11 protein-coding genes are annotated in these 15,218 nt (G+C 73.8%); 7 read left to right on the forward strand and 4 right to left on the reverse strand.

Features of this window, described 5'->3' with window-relative positions; all coding sequences use genetic code 11:
• Positions 1 to 2: 2 nt before the first annotated feature.
• Both AMK26_RS08180 and AMK26_RS08185 read right to left on the reverse strand, forming a co-directional pair.
• Positions 3 to 1,484, reverse strand: a complete 1,482-nt coding sequence (locus AMK26_RS08180) for a M23 family metallopeptidase (RefSeq protein WP_073753615.1) — start codon at positions 1,482 to 1,484, stop codon at positions 3 to 5.
• A 229-nt stretch (positions 1,485 to 1,713) separates the two neighbouring features.
• Positions 1,714 to 2,526, reverse strand: a complete 813-nt coding sequence (locus tag AMK26_RS08185; protein WP_073753617.1) for an esterase/lipase family protein — start codon at positions 2,524 to 2,526, stop codon at positions 1,714 to 1,716.
• A gap of 298 nt (positions 2,527 to 2,824) precedes the next feature.
• Here AMK26_RS08185 and AMK26_RS08190 point away from each other — a divergent pair, with 298 nt between their 5' ends.
• Positions 2,825 to 3,238 carry a cobalamin B12-binding domain-containing protein gene (locus AMK26_RS08190; RefSeq protein WP_073753619.1) on the forward strand — a complete coding sequence of 138 codons (414 nt, stop codon included), beginning with the start codon at positions 2,825 to 2,827 and terminating at the stop codon, positions 3,236 to 3,238.
• A 516-nt stretch (positions 3,239 to 3,754) separates the two neighbouring features.
• On the opposite strand, the gene AMK26_RS08195 is transcribed toward AMK26_RS08190, so the two are convergent.
• Together AMK26_RS08195 and AMK26_RS08200 are read right to left on the reverse strand one after the other, a co-directional pair.
• Positions 3,755 to 5,371 carry a DUF5691 domain-containing protein gene (locus tag AMK26_RS08195; RefSeq protein ID WP_073753621.1) on the reverse strand — a complete coding sequence of 539 codons (1,617 nt, stop codon included), beginning with the start codon at positions 5,369 to 5,371 and terminating at the stop codon, positions 3,755 to 3,757.
• 16 nt (positions 5,372 to 5,387) lie between these two features.
• Positions 5,388 to 6,740, reverse strand: a complete 1,353-nt coding sequence (locus AMK26_RS08200) for an SWIM zinc finger family protein (RefSeq protein ID WP_198944014.1) — start codon at positions 6,738 to 6,740, stop codon at positions 5,388 to 5,390.
• A gap of 257 nt (positions 6,741 to 6,997) precedes the next feature.
• Between AMK26_RS08200 and AMK26_RS08205 the strand changes: the two genes are divergently transcribed.
• The 6 genes from AMK26_RS08205 to sucC all read left to right on the forward strand — a co-directional run bounded on the left by AMK26_RS08205 (position 6,998) and on the right by sucC (position 15,211).
• Complete coding sequence (locus AMK26_RS08205) at positions 6,998 to 8,119, forward strand: ATP-binding protein (RefSeq protein WP_073753625.1); 1,122 nt, start codon at positions 6,998 to 7,000, stop codon at positions 8,117 to 8,119.
• Positions 8,116 to 10,563 carry a DUF5682 family protein gene (locus tag AMK26_RS08210; RefSeq protein WP_073754716.1) on the forward strand — a complete coding sequence of 816 codons (2,448 nt, stop codon included), beginning with the start codon at positions 8,116 to 8,118 and terminating at the stop codon, positions 10,561 to 10,563. The genes AMK26_RS08205 and AMK26_RS08210 overlap by 4 nt, the downstream gene beginning before the upstream one ends.
• Positions 10,560 to 11,720, forward strand: a complete 1,161-nt coding sequence (locus AMK26_RS08215; protein ID WP_073753627.1) for a vWA domain-containing protein — start codon at positions 10,560 to 10,562, stop codon at positions 11,718 to 11,720. The genes AMK26_RS08210 and AMK26_RS08215 overlap by 4 nt, the downstream gene beginning before the upstream one ends.
• A gap of 94 nt (positions 11,721 to 11,814) precedes the next feature.
• Positions 11,815 to 12,753, forward strand: a complete 939-nt coding sequence (locus AMK26_RS08220) for a hypothetical protein (protein WP_143608478.1) — start codon at positions 11,815 to 11,817, stop codon at positions 12,751 to 12,753.
• Positions 12,754 to 12,849: 96 nt separating this feature from the next.
• Entirely contained in the window at positions 12,850 to 13,770 is a 921-nt protein-coding gene (locus tag AMK26_RS08225) for a hypothetical protein (protein ID WP_073753631.1), read from the forward strand.
• A 262-nt stretch (positions 13,771 to 14,032) separates the two neighbouring features.
• A complete protein-coding gene (gene sucC / locus AMK26_RS08230) occupies positions 14,033 to 15,211 on the forward strand; it encodes an ADP-forming succinate--CoA ligase subunit beta (protein WP_073753664.1) in 1,179 nt (392 codons plus the stop codon).
• Positions 15,212 to 15,218 lie beyond the last annotated feature (7 nt).

Here is a 15,218-nt window from a genome sequence, read left to right on the forward strand (position 1 = left end):
TCTCAGCTGGTCGGGTCGAGGCCGTGGCTGCGCAGCCACGGCAGCGGGTCGATCGCGGCGCCGCCGCCGGGCCGTACCTCGAAGTGGAGGTGGGGCCCGGTGGAGTTGCCGGAGTTGCCCGAGTACGCGATGACGTCGCCCGCCTTGACCTCGCCGGACCGGATCTTGGTGCTGCTGAGGTGGCAGTACCAGGTCTCGGTGCCGTCCTTGGCGGTCACGATCGCCATGTTCCCGTACGCGCTGTTCCACTGGGTGCGGACGGTGCCGTCGGTCGCGGCCATCACGGGCGTCCCGTACTGGACCGGGAAGTCGATACCGGTGTGCAGGGACATCCAGTTGACGCCCGCCTGCCCGTAGCGCGCGCTGAGCTGGTGCAGTTCGACGGGGAGGGCGAACTTGGGGCGCATCGCCTCCCGGCGGGCCGCCTCCTCCTCGCGCTTCTTGCGCTCCGCCTCCTGGCGCGCCTTGAGGTCGATGCGCTCCTGGGTGCGGCTGGCGCGGTCGCCGAAGTCGCGGGCGTCGGCGCTGAGTGCGGCCAGCTGGGTGTCGAGCTCGCTGTTGGCGACGACCGGCTGGACCGCGGCCGGGTCCGCGGCGGTCACCGCCTTCTCGTCGCTCTTGGTCTCGCCGGTGGCGCTGCCCGTGAGGCCGCTGACCGATGCGGCGGCGATACCGGCGACGCCCATCACGCAGGCGGAGGGCACGGCGACGGTGAGGAGCGCGGAACGTTTGGCGGGGGTGCGGCGACGGCCGCGGCTGCCTCGGGCGGGGCGGGGAACGACGGGGGCGAGCGCGGTCTGGGTGGGGCTTTCATGCACGGCCGCGGCGGCGGCCGCGGCGGCGGGGTCGGGCTCGGGCTGCGACTCGGGCTCGTACTCGTAGGCGGGCTCGGGCTCGGGCTCGTATTCGTGGGCGGGCTCGTACGCGAGCTCCGGTTCGGCCGCGGCCTCGTGCTCGGGCTCGTGCTCGGGTTCCGTGTGGGGTTCCGGCGTGGGCAGCTGGTCGGCGGCCGCATAGTCGTACTGCTCGGGGACGGTGAACGTCTCGGCCGGCGCGGCGGCGTAGTTCCAGGCGGTGGCGTCGTAGGCCCCGTTGTCGTAGGAGGCGGTGGCCGCGGCGGCCACGTTCCATTGGCCGGTGGTGTCGTACGCGCTCGCCTCGCTCCAGGCGCCTGCGTCCCACTGCCCGGTGTGCTCGGAGTATTCGACGTACCCGGTGGTGTCCGTGGTGGCCCACTGCTGGGGGGCGGTGGCGGCGGCCCACTGGCTGCTGTCGTACTGGCCGCTCTGTCCGCCGGGGTCGGCGTAGTAGCCGCCGCTGCTACCGCTGCTGCTTTCGTAGGCGTTCTCGTACGTGCCGGGAAGGGCGCCGAAGAGGGGATCCGTCTCGAAGCTGCCGGTGGTCTCGAAACTGCCGGTCTCGAAGCTGCCCGTGGAATACGCGTCGTTTCCGACGTACCCGGCGTGGGGGTGCTGGTCGTTCACCAACTTCTCTCTCGCCTCGGCAGCAGGACCAGGTCTGGGATCGGCCCCGGCGAAGGGGCGACCCAGAGGGGAAAGCAGTGGGCGCGACTGTACCCGGCGGTACGCGCAAGCGACAATCTTCCGTGGGTTTTAGGCCCGGGGGAAACGGGCATTCGGCCGCCTTTCGGCGGAGTGTGGGCAGAGCTTTGGCCTTACGTTCGAGGAATGTTCGAAGTCTGGTCGTGTGGTGTCAGGCCACCGACATGGAATCGGAGGTTCCGGCGGTCGCTCCGTCGCACTCCAGGACCTCACGGATGCCGGCCGCGACCGCGGGGTGAACGGGCAGCGCGAGGTGGCCGATCCCGCTGACGCGGACATTCCGCGCGATCAGGTCCGGATGGTCGATGCGCGCCGTCTCGACGGGCACCATCCACTGGTCCAGATCGCTCCAGAAGCTGACGAAGCGCGTACGGCAGTGCGGGGCCGGCTCGCTCAACTCCCGTACGACGGATGAGCCGGGACGCATCTGGCGCACCAGCGGGTGCGCGCCCGCGAGCGGCGCGGCGGTCGTGCCGGAGTGCGGCGTACCGAGCGTGACGAGGGTGCGTACGCGCCGGTCACCGCCGAGCCGCTGCACGTAGTAGCGGGCGATCAGCCCACCCAGGCTGTGCCCGACGATGTCGACCTCGCCGTGCCCGGTGCGGTCGCAGATCTCCTCGACATGGCGGCCGAGCAACTCGGCGGCCGCCCGGATGTCGCACGTCAACAGCGAGTAGTTGAGCGACTCCACATGGCGCCGGCCGTGCCGGGCGAGGGAGCGGCGCAGCAGGACGAAGACGGAGCGGTTGTCGATGAAGCCGTGCAGCAGCACGGTGGGCGGGTGGGCGCCGCGGCCGCCGGTGGGTGTGGTGGTGGGCGGCCGGCGTTCCGGTGCGATGCCGGTGGGGTAGAGGAGGAGGTGACCGGCGAGGATCGCCACCTCCAGGGCGGTGGCCTTGATCAGCGCGGCGGACAGCCGTAACGGAAAGAAGGGCAGCACCTTCCAGGGCAACAGGACCTTCACGGCCGACCTCCGAACTGGGGTGCCGGCTCGGAGGGGTAGTGGCGATGGGGCCGTACCGCCGCGCCGCGCGGCTGGCGGCACGGTGATACGACGACCTCGTTGCGGCTCCCGTAGCGATCGTCCCGGCTTCTCCTGTGGCCGATGGGCCGCCCGGTGCGGGTACGACGCGTAGCGAACATGTCCCACGTGTGATTTCCCCCTCGCTATCCACCGCGAAACGGCCGGTTGCGGGATGCTGTAGATAACGTTCGTTCACCTCCCCGGCATATAGGTACGGGGGACGCATGTGGAGGCAGTGATGGGTGTGACCGGTCCGATCCGCGTGGTGGTGGCCAAGCCGGGTCTCGACGGCCACGATCGCGGCGCGAAGGTGATCGCGCGGGCGCTGCGTGACGCCGGTATGGAGGTCATTTACACCGGCCTGCACCAGACGCCGGAACAGATCGTCGACACGGCGATCCAGGAGGACGCGGACGCGATCGGTCTGTCGATCCTGTCGGGCGCCCACAACACGTTGTTCGCGAAGGTGCTCGAGCTGTTGAAGGAGCGCGACGCGGAGGACATCAAGGTGTTCGGTGGCGGGATCATCCCGGACGCGGACATCGCGCCGCTGAAGGAGAAGGGCGTGGCGGAGATCTTCACGCCCGGCGCGACGACGGCGTCGATCGTGGACTGGGTCAACGCCAACGTTCGCGTCTCCGCCGAGGCGTAACCCGCCGCCTCTCCGGCCGGGCGCCACCGCTGCAGCCCTCGGGCTCGGTGCCCGTGCCGGGTGCGGCGTCCCCCGGCGGGGCGCCTCCCTGGGCGTGGCGTGCCGGGTCCCCGGTGGGGTGTCCGTGCCGGCCGGGTGCCGTGCCCGGGTGCCCGTGCCGGTCGGTGCCGTGCCGGGGGCTCCCCGTGCCGGTCGGTGCCCCTTCGGTTGGGTGGCCTGATGGCCGGGTGCCCGGGCGGGTGCGGCTCTGTTCGGGGCGCGCGGTTCGGGGGTTGCCCGTGCGCGTACGTGTGTCGTTGGCTCCGCTCCGTGGGGCGTGTCCTGGGCTCTCCTTCGCAAGCTCAGTCGTTTTACGCCCAGAACACGCCCCACTGCGCGTCCCCCTTCGGGGGCGAGCCGAAGCGCCGGGCACCTGCGCGGCGCGAAGCTGCCGCGGCCCGGGGGTGTGGGGGCGTCAGCCACCACGGGGAGCCCGGGGCTTGCCCCCGGTTTCGGGGTGGGGGAACCCCCTACGGCTCACCCCCCGTCACCAGGGCCCCGGCCCTGGAGTTCGGTGCGCATCGCCGCGCGGAGCCGTAGCGTGGCGACCAGGCGTTGGAATGCCTCCGACCAGTAGCCGCCCGCGCCCGGGGACGCGCCCTCCGGTTCGTCCGGGAGGGCCGTCAGGATCTCGAGGCGGTCCGCCTGGGCCGGGTCGAGGCAGCGTTCCGCCAGTCCCATGACGCCGCTGAAGCTCCAGGGGTAGCTCCCCGCGTCGCGGGCGATGTCCAGCGCGTCGACCACCGCGCGGCCGAGCGGCTCGGCCCAGGGGACGGCGCAGACGCCGAGCAGCTGGAACGCCTCCGAGAGGCCGTGCGCCGCGATGAAGTCGGCGACCCAGAGGGCCCGTTCGTCGCCGGGCAGGATGGACAGGAGCTTCGACCGCTCGGCGAGCGAGGACGTGCCCGGGCCGGTCGCCGGGGGTGTGGTGGGCGGGCCGAGCAGTGCGCGGGCCCAGGCGGGGTCCCGTTGCCGGACCGCCGCGCGGCACCACGCGGCGTGCAGCTCGTCGCGCCAGTCGTCCGCGACCGGCAGGGCGACGATCTGCTCGGGGGTGCGGCCGCCGAGCCGGGAGGGCCAGATGGCGAGCGGGGCGGACTCGACCAACTGGCCCAGCCACCACGAGCGTTCGCCCCGGCCGGTCGGCGGGTCGGGCAGGACGCCGTCGCGCTGCATGCCCGCGTCGCACTCGTGCGGTGCCTCGACGGTGATGGCCGCCTGGTCGCCCGTACGGTCCAGGCCCACGCACGTGGCCGCCCGGTCGGCCATACGTCCGGCGAGCGCCGACCGGGGCAGCGCGGAGAGCAGCTCGTCGGCGGTGGAGCGGACATTGCGGCTGCGGTCGGAGAGCGCCTGCTCCAGGAACGGCTCGTCGGCGTCGGACAGACCCGTACGCAGTGAGTCCAGGAACATCAGCCGGTCCTCGGCCCGTTCGCCGGACCAGGTCGAGCCCAGCAGGGCGGCCGCGGCGGCCGGGTCGTGTGCCCGTACGGCTCCGAGCAGGGCCACCCGTTCGGCGAACAGGCCTTCCTCCCACAGGCACCGCACGGCGGCCTCGTCGGTGGGGTCGGGCAGCGTGGTCCCGCCCGAGCCGCCGCGCAGCGCGAACCGCCACTCCGGGTTGAGCCGGGCAAGCCACAGCCCGCGCGGCCCGGCGAACGTCAACGCGGCGGGGCGCAGATCGGTGCGGGCGCGGGCCGCGTCGAGCAGCGCGGGCAGCACGGACGCAGGCGCCTGGTAGCCGTGCTCGTTCGCCGCCGCCAGCCACTGCGGGAGCAGCTCCGTGAGGTCGGGTGCCGTGCCCCGGCGGCCGCCGCCCGAGGACGCGCCGGAACGGTCGGCGAGCAACTGGGCGAGCCGGCGCCGGGCCGCGTCGGGAAGCGGTGGCCGCTCGTCGCGCGGCGCCGGCTCGGGCAGGCTGGCGGCGGGCCCCGGGAGCAGGCCCGCCCGCCGCCGGACGGTGTGCAGCGCGGCGGCGTCCAGCAGCGCGACCGGCGCGTCCTTGCCGGGCGCCGGCACGTCGGAAGCCGGCGCCCGGCGGTCGGTGCCCAGCAGCGCCGAGGTGACGAGGTCTTCCCAGGTCGTGGTGGTCATCGTGTCCTCCGTACGCTCAGGTCAGCGCGACCGTCTCGGGCGTGTCCGCCGACCAGGCGGTCAGCGGGGTGAAGCCTCGGTGCCCGCACTCGCCGAACACCGTGACCGGCCTGCCGCCCGACAGCGCGGCCAGCCGCCACAGACCGGGCCGGGCGAGCGCGGCCGGGGCGACCGGCAGGGCGCACCTGCCGTCGGCGTCGGCCAGCTGCCAGCCGCCGTCCGGCAACGGCACGGGTATGACGTCGGCCAGCGTCACCGGCCAGGAGTCCAGCCACGGGTCGTCCCGCAGGGCTGTCCCGTACGCCGCGACAGCGTCGGCCACCGGCCCGCCCGGCGGCGGCCCGGCGTCGGGCACCGGCACCGAGAACTGCTCGCCCAGCTCGGCCCGCAGCTGGGCCGCCCCCGCGTACGGCGTGACCTCGGCGTCGATCACCACGCCCACCGGCAGGGTGATGCCGGGGGCGCGCCCGGCCGCGCCGAACGACAGCAGCAGCGCCGTTCGCCCGCCGTCCCTGCCGTACAGCCAGACGCGGCGCGTGGTCAGCTTGCCGTCCGAGGTGTCGTACCGGGCGAGGACCGACCAGTGGTCGCGCACCGCGGGGCCGCCGGCGGGCGCCGTCAGCCCCACCCGGGTGCGGACCGTCGCGGCCAGCGGCTCCGGCAGCCGCTCGATGTCCAGCCAGGCCCGGTCGAGCAGATGCGTCAGCGCGCACTCCTCCAGCAGCCGCACCGGCCAGCCGGGCCCTGAGCCCGGTATCGCCCCCAGCTCCCTGACCCGGCCGGCCAGGCCGGGCGCCTGCGCGTCGACCATCCGCGCCGCGGTCTCGTCCCACAGCTCGTACCCCGACCGGTCGGCGGAGGCGAGCCCGCCGCGCAGCAGGTCGGCGAGCCGCTGCTCCAACTCCTCGGTGCCCGCGGTTATCCGCGCTCTCCGTTGCTCCGCCCGGCGCCGGGCCGCCTCGGGGTCGGCGCTCTTCGCCGGCCGGCCGGCGCCCGTCTCCGCTTCCTTCCCGCCGGCCGCGCGTGCCCGCCGGCCCGCCAGCCACCGCTCGGCCCAGTCCGGCGGCCCGGAGCCGCGCACGGCCTCCCCGTCCGCCGCCCAGAGCAGCAAGAGCCCCAACGCGTGTTTGCACGGGAACTTCCGGCTGGGACAACTGCACGCGTACGCCGGGCCCGTGGTGTCGACGACCGTTCGGTACGGCGTGCTTCCGCTGCCCTTGCACAACCCCCAGACGGCCCCCGAGCCGTCGCTTCCCCCGCCCGACCACGACCCGGCCGTGCCGAGCTTGCTGCCCGCTCTGCGTGAGGCGTCGTCAGGAGCCAGAGCCAGCACCTGTTCCGCCGTCCAGCGCACCCCCTGCTGATTCATGGGAACGACGGTAGGTGGTCCCACTGACAATCGGCCCTGACCTGCGAATTCGCCCGGGTGAGTGGGGACGAGGCCGCCGAGCGGGTCGGGAAGGAGCACCGGCTGCATCGCCGTGTCGCCCGTCGCCGGCCGACCGCCCGCCAACTCCGGTCGCACAACGGCCGTTTCCGCCCCTGAGCTGCGGAAACGGCCGGTTGTCAGTGGCATGGTGCACGGTTGGTTCCACACCCGGTCGAACACGATCTGGAGGGGGATCCATGACCGTGCCCGAAACCACCGAAGCCACCGAGACATCCCGCGGCGAGGCCCTGCGCCCGCACGCCGAGGACGCGTTCGCGCACGAACTGACGGCACTCGCCGCGGCCGACGCCCGGCCGCGCCCGGCCCGCTGGCGGCTGTCGCCGTGGGCCGTCGCCACCTACCTGCTCGGCGGCACGCTGACCGACGGCACCGTGATCACACCGAAGTACGTGGGACCGCGCCGGATCGTCGAAGTCGCCGTCACCACCCTCGCCACCGACCGCGCACTGCTCCTGCTGGGCGTCCCCGGCACCGCCAAGACCTGGGTCTCCGAACACCTCGCCGCCGCCGTCAGCGGCGACTCCACCCTCCTGGTGCAGGGCACGGCCGGCACCCCCGAGGAAGCCATCCGCTACGGGTGGAACTACGCGCAGCTGCTCGCCCACGGGCCCAGCCGCGAGGCCCTGGTGCCCAGCCCGGTCATGCGGGCCATGTCCGACGGCATGACCGCCCGCGTCGAGGAGCTCACCCGCATCCCCGCCGACGTGCAGGACTCCCTGATCACGATCCTGTCCGAGAAGACCCTGCCCATCCCCGAGCTCGGACAGGAAGTCCAGGCGGTACGGGGATTCAACCTCATCGCCACCGCCAACGACCGCGACCGCGGCGTCAACGAGCTGTCCAGCGCGCTGCGCCGCCGCTTCAACACCGTCGTCCTCCCGCTGCCCGCGACACCGGAGGCCGAGGTCGACATCGTCTCCCGGCGCGTCGACCAGATAGGGCGCTCCCTCGACCTGCCCGCCACGCCCGAGGGCATCGACGAGATCCGCAGGGTCGTCACCGTCTTCCGCGAACTGCGCGACGGCGTGACCACCGACGGCCGCACCAAGCTCAAGTCGCCCTCCGGGACACTCTCCACCGCCGAGGCGATCTCCGTCGTCACGGGCGGCCTCGCGCTGGCCGCCCACTTCGGCGACGGCGTACTGCGCCCCGGAGACGTCGCCGCCGGCATCCTCGGCGCCGTCGTCCGCGACCCGGCGGCCGACCGGGTCGTCTGGCAGGAGTACCTGGAGGCCGTCGTCCGTGAACGGGACGGCTGGAAGGACTTCTACCGGGCGTGCCGGGAGGTGTCGGCATGACGGCGGCCACCGGCCCCCTGCTGCTCGGCGTCCGCCACCACGGCCCCGGATCGGCCCGCGCCGTGCGGGCCGCGCTCGACGCCGCCAAGCCCCCGGCCGTGCTGATCGAAGGGCCGCCCGAAGGGGACGCGCTGCTGCCGCTCGCCGCCGACGAGCGGATGAGCCCCCCGGTCGCGCTGCTCGCGCACGCCGTGGATGACCCCGGCCGGGCGTCCTTCTGGCCGATGGCCGAGTTCTCCCCCGAGTGGGTCGCGATCCGCTGGGCGCTCGACCACGGCGCCGCCGTCCACTTCATCGACCTGCCCGCCACCCACACGCTCGCCATGGCGAAGGACCCCACCTGGACGGACGGCGAAGGGGAGGAGGCGGACGGCGGCGGAGGCGACGAGCAGGGTTACGGACTGCGGATCGACCCCATCGCCGTCCTCGCCGAGACCGCCGGGTACGACGACCCCGAGCGCTGGTGGGAGGACGTGATCGAGCACCGCGGCACCGGCGCCGCACCCAACGGGCCGCCGGGCACCGGCGACCACGACCCGATCGCGGTGTTCACCGGTCTCGCCGACGCCATGGCCGCCCTGCGCGAGACGTACGGACACGGCGGACACGACCGCGATCTGATCCGCGAGGCATACATGCGCCTCCAGCTCCGCGCCGCGCGCAAGACGCACGGGGACGGCGTGGCCGTCGTCTGCGGAGCCTGGCACGTGCCCGCGCTCGCCGCGAAGACCACCGTCACCGCCGACCGGGCCCTCCTCAAGGGCCTGCCCAAGGTGAAGACGGGGATCACCTGGGTGCCCTGGACGCACCGCAGGCTCGCCCGGCACAGCGGCTACGGCGCCGGCATCGACTCACCCGGCTGGTACGGGCATCTGTTCGGAGCCCCGGACCGGCCGGTCGAGCGCTGGATGACCAAGGTCGCCGGGCTGCTGCGCGCCGAGGACCGGATCGTCTCCTCCGCCCACGTCATCGAGGCCGTACGGCTCGCCGGGACGCTCGCCGCCATGCGCGGGCGTCCCCTCGCGGGCCTGACCGAGACCATCGACGCCGTACGGGCGGTGATGTGCGACGGCTCCGACGTGCCGCTCGGGCTCATCAAGGACCGGCTCGTCATCGGCGACGCGCTCGGCGAAGTCCCCGAGAGCGCCCCCGCCGTGCCCCTGCAACGCGACCTCACCAGGCTCCAGCGCGCCCTGCGCCTCAAGCCCGAGGCCCTGGAGCGAGAGCTCGACCTGGACCTGCGCAAGGAGACCGACGCCGCGCGCAGCCGGCTGCTGCACCGGCTGCGGCTCCTGGGCGTCGGCTGGGGCGAACCGGCCGCCGGACGCGGCAGCACCGGCACGTTCCGGGAGACCTGGCGGCTGCGCTGGGAGCCGGAGCTGCACGTACGGGTCGCCGAAGCCGGCATGTGGGGCACCACCGTCCTCGCCGCCGCCACCGCCAGGGCGGAATCGGAAGCCACGTCGGCGGCCACGCTCGCCGACGTCACCGCCCTCGCCGAACGGTGCCTCCTGGCCGGGCTCTCCGACGCGCTGCCCGTGGTGATGAAGGCCCTCGCCGACCGGGCCGCGCTCGACGCGGACGTCGGCCACCTCGCCCAGGCCCTCCCGGCGCTGGCCCGCTCCCTGCGGTACGGCGACGTCCGCGCCACGGACACGGCCGCGCTCGGCGAGGTCGCCACCGGGCTCGCGCAGCGCGTCTGCGTCGGCCTGCCGCCCGCGTGCACGGGCCTCGACGCGGACGGCGCCGCCGAGATGCGCGCCCACCTGGACGCCGTCCACACCGCGATCCGGCTCCTGCCGGGCACGGAGGACGACACGGAGCGGGGCACGGAGGACGGCACGAAGGACGACACGGGGGAGGGCGCGGAGGAGGGGACGGAGGAGGGCACGGAGGACCTCACCGGCCGCTGGGCCGGCGTCCTGGTCACGCTCGCCGACCGCGACAGCGTGCCCGGCGTCATACGGGGACGCGCCGCCCGGCTGCTGCTGGACGACGGGCGGCTCGCGGAGGACGAAGCCGCCCGGCTGATGGGGCTCGCCCTCTCGCCGGGAACGCCGCCCGCCGAAGCGGCCGCCTGGATCGAGGGGTTCGTCGGCGGGGGCGCGGCCAACCCCGGCGGCGGCATGCTGCTCGTCCACGACGAACGGCTCCTCGGGCTCGTCGACGCCTGGCTCACCGGCGTCCCGGCGGAGGCGTTCACCGATGTCCTGCCGCTGCTGCGGCGTACGTTCTCCGCGTACGAACCGGGCGTGCGGCGCACGCTGGGCGAGCTGGTGCGGCGCGGCCCGGAAAGCGGAGGCCCCGCCCGCGCGGAGGCCGGGGTGCCAGGCTTCGCCGCTGAACTGGACCGGACCCGTGCGGACGCGGTGCTGCCGCTGCTGCGGCTGCTGCTGGGCACGGCGGGCACGGACGACAACGACCTTCTGGGGGTGGAGCAGTGAGTGAGGACGAGCGGCTGCGGCGCTGGCGCCTGGTACTGGGCGGCGGCGCGGCCGACGGCACGGGCCGCACGCTCGCCGGGACCGACGCCGCCATGGACGGCACCCTGGCCGCGCTGTACGGGGAGAAGGACAACAGCAAGGGCCGCGGCGGGCGCGATCGGTCCGCGGGTCTCGGCGCGTCGGCGCCGTCCGTCGCCCGCTGGCTCGGCGACATCCGCACCTACTTCCCCAGCTCCGTCGTGCAGGTGATGCAGCGTGACGCGATCGACCGGCTCGGTCTGTCGACGCTGCTGCTGGAGCCGGAGATGCTCGAGGCCGTCGAGGCCGACGTCCACCTCGTCGGCACGTTGCTCTCGCTCAACAAGGCGATGCCCGAGACGACGAAGGAAACGGCACGGGCCGTCGTACGCAAGGTCGTCGACGACCTGGAGAAGCGGCTCGCGACCCGCACCCGCGCCACGCTCACCGGCGCGCTCGACCGCAGCGCCCGCGTCAGCCGGCCGCGCCACCGGGACATCGACTGGGACCGCACCATCAGGGCGAACCTGAAGAACTACCTCCCGGAGCACCGCACGATCGTGCCCGAGCGGCTCATCGGGTACGGGCGGGCCGCGCAATCCGTGAAGAAGGACGTGGTGCTCTGCATCGACCAGTCCGGTTCGATGGCGGCGTCCGTCGTGTACGCCTCGGTGTTCGGAGCCGTGCTGGCCTCCATGCGCTCCCTCGCGACCCGGCTCGTCGTCTTCGACACGGCCGTCGTCGACCTCACCGACCAGCTCGACGACCCCGTCGACGTCCTGTTCGGCACCCAGCTCGGCGGCGGCACGGACATCAACCGGGCGCTGGCGTACTGCCAGTCGCGGCTCACGCGCCCGGCCGACACCGTGGTCGTCCTGATCAGCGACCTCTACGAGGGCGGCATACGCGACGAGATGCTGAAGCGAGTGGCGGCGATGAAGGCGTCGGGCGTGCAGTTCGTGGCGCTGCTCGCGCTCTCCGACGAGGGAGCGCCGGCGTACGACCGCGAACACGCGGCGGCGCTCGCGGCGCTGGGGGTACCGGCGTTCGCGTGCAGCCCGGACCTCTTCCCGGAGGTGATGGCCGCGGCGATCGAGAAGCGGCCCCTGCCCATACCGGACATGGTGACCCATCAGTAACACGGGACTTGCGCCAACCCGGGATGTTCGTGCAAGCATCAGCGCGACGTACGCGGAAGACGATGTGCCGCGCATGGGGAGGATTCCGGACACCGTGACTGCCGCAGCAGCTCTCACGCACGCTGCCGCCCCGCGCACCGAGCGCGGGGCGGTGGCGCGGCGTGCGCTGGCGGTCGTGCTGTTCCTCGGAGGCCTGCTGGCCCTCGGCATGCTCTGCGGCAACCCGGCGCACGCGGCGGACCAGCCGTCGACGGCGACCGCCGCCACCCAGGTGGAGCGGTCGGCCGCCACGGAGCGGCTCCCGGACGCGCCCGACGCCGTCCCCGCCGCCACGGGCGACCGCGTCACCGACGCCGTGCGCGAGGCCGGAGCGGCCGCCGAGCCGGTGGCCGGTGCCGAGCCCGTCGCCGGTGCCGGGGCAGTGGCCGGTGGTGCGGGGGCAGCGACCGGCGCCGTGACCGAGTCCGTCACCGGCGTCGTACAGGACCCCACCGGAGCCCTTCCGCCGCAGGCGGAGTGGCCGACGGCACCGGTCGCCCCCGCCGTTCCCGTGCCGCCTCGGACGCCGCCGGCGCACGTGCCCGGCGCCCTCCAGACGGACCCGCAGTCGCGACCGCAGACCGAGCCGGGACCCGCGTCCCGGCCCGGACAGCTGAGCGCGTCGCCCGGCACGTCCGGGCCCGAGGCCACCGCACCCGGCGCTCCGGCCGTCCTCCCGCACGCCACACAGTCATGGCCCGCGTACGGGTACGGGTACAGGTACGGCGACATGGAGGCCCGCACCGCCCAGGACCGGCCCGGCCGGCCGGCGGACGCGGTCCTCGCCGCCCCGCTGCCCGTCGCGCCCGGCCCGTGCCATGGCGCTCTCCGGCAGTCGGCCGCCGGCGACGGCGGCGCGCCCCGCGCGGGCGACCAGCACGCCCTGGCGTCCACGGCGGACGCCCACGCCGGACCGGTCCGGGGCACCGCGCTGCCGGCGACCGCCGCGCCCGTCCACGACCGGCCCCACAACATCCTCGAATTCCCCGGCTAGGGCAGGCCTTCCCCCCGCTCAAGACCTGCCGCGCGGGGGCGGGACAGGTCTGCCCGCCGTCACCACACACGTGAATTCGAAGGAACCTACGCTCCCATGAACAAGAACATCCGCCGCTCCATAGCCGTCGCCGCCACCGCCACCGGCATGTGGGCCATCGGCACCGCCGCCGCCAGCGCGGCCGAGGTGTCCGTCTCCGTGCCGCTCTCCACCCCCGACAAGGTGGTCGACGCGGCCGACACGGTCACGGACCACACCACGGCCGCCGTCACCACCCACGTCCAGGACACCCAGCAGCAGGTCACCCAGGACGTCACCACCGACGCCCGGTACGCGACCACCGAGGTCCAGGGCACCGCAGCCCAGGTGCAGGACACCACCGCTCAGGTCCAGGACACCACCGCCCAGGTCCAGGGCGTCGGTGCCGAGGTCCGGACGGAGGCGGAGGGCGAGATCGACTACCTCTTCGGCCCCCTCTCCGCCTTCGCCCACGAGGTGCAGAGCGACCCCGTCGCCACCGCCACCCCCGTCGCGGACGCCGCCGCCCAGGACGCGCTGCCGCCCATCGCGTACCGCGCCGTCCACTCCGCCGCGCCGGTCGCCGGCCAGGCGGCCGGGGACGCGGGCGTCCTCGTCGAGGACGTGGTCTCCGACGCGTACCCGTTCGCCACCGACGTCGTCTCCGGCGTCCAGCCGCTCGCCGGCGGTGTGGCCGGCCAGGTGCAGCCGTTCGCGGACGGTGTCACGGGCTCCGTGCAGCCGCTCGTCCAGGCCGTCGCCGACCAGGTCCAGCCGGTCGCGCAGGGCGTCAGCGGCAGCGCGACCGGCCTGGTGGGCGGCGTGACCGGTGAGGTGGCGCCGTTCGCGTACGACGTGACGGGCGACGTCCAGCCCTTCGCGACCGGCCTGGTCGAGGGCGTGACCGGCGATGTCCAGCCGCTCGCCGGCAACGCCGTCTCCGGCGTCCAGGGCACGGTCGGCACCGTCACCCCGGACTACCTCCCCTACGGCGTCTGATCCGGTACGAAATCCGTAGCAACGGGCGGTCTCACAGTCGGTGGGGCCGCCCGTTTGAGGTTCGTGCCTGTGACAGGTATCACCGCTCCGGTGTGATCTGCGATTTAGGTGCCTCGGTCTCACGGGGATAATCTGCGAGACGGACATGCCGCGTCCACGGACACCGTGTACGCCTCCCTTGTGACAGCGCAGTCACGTTGCCCTCCGCGGCACGCCCACGCAGACAACGGAACCGCGATCACCAGAAAAGGGACGGACGCGCGTGGACCTGTTCGAGTACCAGGCGAGGGACCTCTTCGCCAAGCACGGTGTACCGGTGCTGGCCGGTGAAGTCATCGACACGCCTGAGGCGGCGCGCGAGGCGACCGAGCGACTGGGCGGCCGTTCGGTCGTCAAGGCGCAGGTGAAGGTCGGCGGCCGCGGCAAGGCCGGCGGCGTGAAGCTGGCCGCCACGCCGGACGAGGCCGTCGCCCGCGCGACGGACATCCTCGGCATGGACATCAAGGGCCACACGGTCCACAAGGTGATGATCGCCGAGACGGCACCCGAGATCGCCGAGGAGTACTACGTCTCGTACCTCCTCGACCGCACCAACCGCACCTTCCTCGCCATGGCCTCCGTCGAGGGCGGCATGGACATCGAGGAGGTCGCGGCCACCAAGCCCGAGGCCCTGGCGAAGATCCCGGTCGACGCCAACGAGGGTGTCACCGAGGCCAAGGCCCGCGAGATCGTCGAGGCCGCGAAGTTCCCGGCCGAGGTCAAGGACCAGGTCGCCGAGATCCTCGTGACCCTGTGGAAGACCTTCGTCGCCGAGGACGCCCTCCTCGTCGAGGTCAACCCGCTGGCCAAGGTCGCCGACGGCCGCGTCATCGCCCTCGACGGCAAGGTGTCCCTCGACGCCAACGCCGACTTCCGCCACCCCGACCACGCCGAGCTCGAGGACAAGGCCGCAGCCAACCCGCTCGAGGCTGCCGCCAAGGCCAAGAACCTCAACTACGTCAAGCTCGACGGCGAGGTCGGCATCATCGGCAACGGCGCCGGCCTGGTCATGTCGACCCTGGACGTCGTCGCGTACGCCGGTGAGGCGCACGGTGGCGTCAAGCCCGCCAACTTCCTCGACATCGGCGGCGGCGCCTCCGCCGAGGTCATGGCGAACGGCCTCGAGATCATCCTCGGGGACCCGGACGTCAAGTCCGTCTTCGTCAACGTCTTCGGCGGCATCACCGCCTGCGACGAGGTCGCCAACGGCATCGTCCAGGCCCTGAACCTGCTGTCCTCGCGTGGCGAAGAGGTCACCAAGCCCCTGGTCGTGCGCCTCGACGGCAACAACGCGGAGCTGGGTCGCAAGATCCTGTCGGACGCCAACCACCCGCTCGTGCAGCGCGTGGACACCATGGACGGCGCGGCCGACAAGGCCGCCGAGCTCGCGGCTGCGAAGTAAGGGACGA

Origin of the sequence: Streptomyces sp. CB03234 (assembly GCF_001905885.1) — a bacterium.
In the GTDB taxonomy this organism is placed as follows: domain Bacteria; phylum Actinomycetota; class Actinomycetes; order Streptomycetales; family Streptomycetaceae; genus Streptomyces.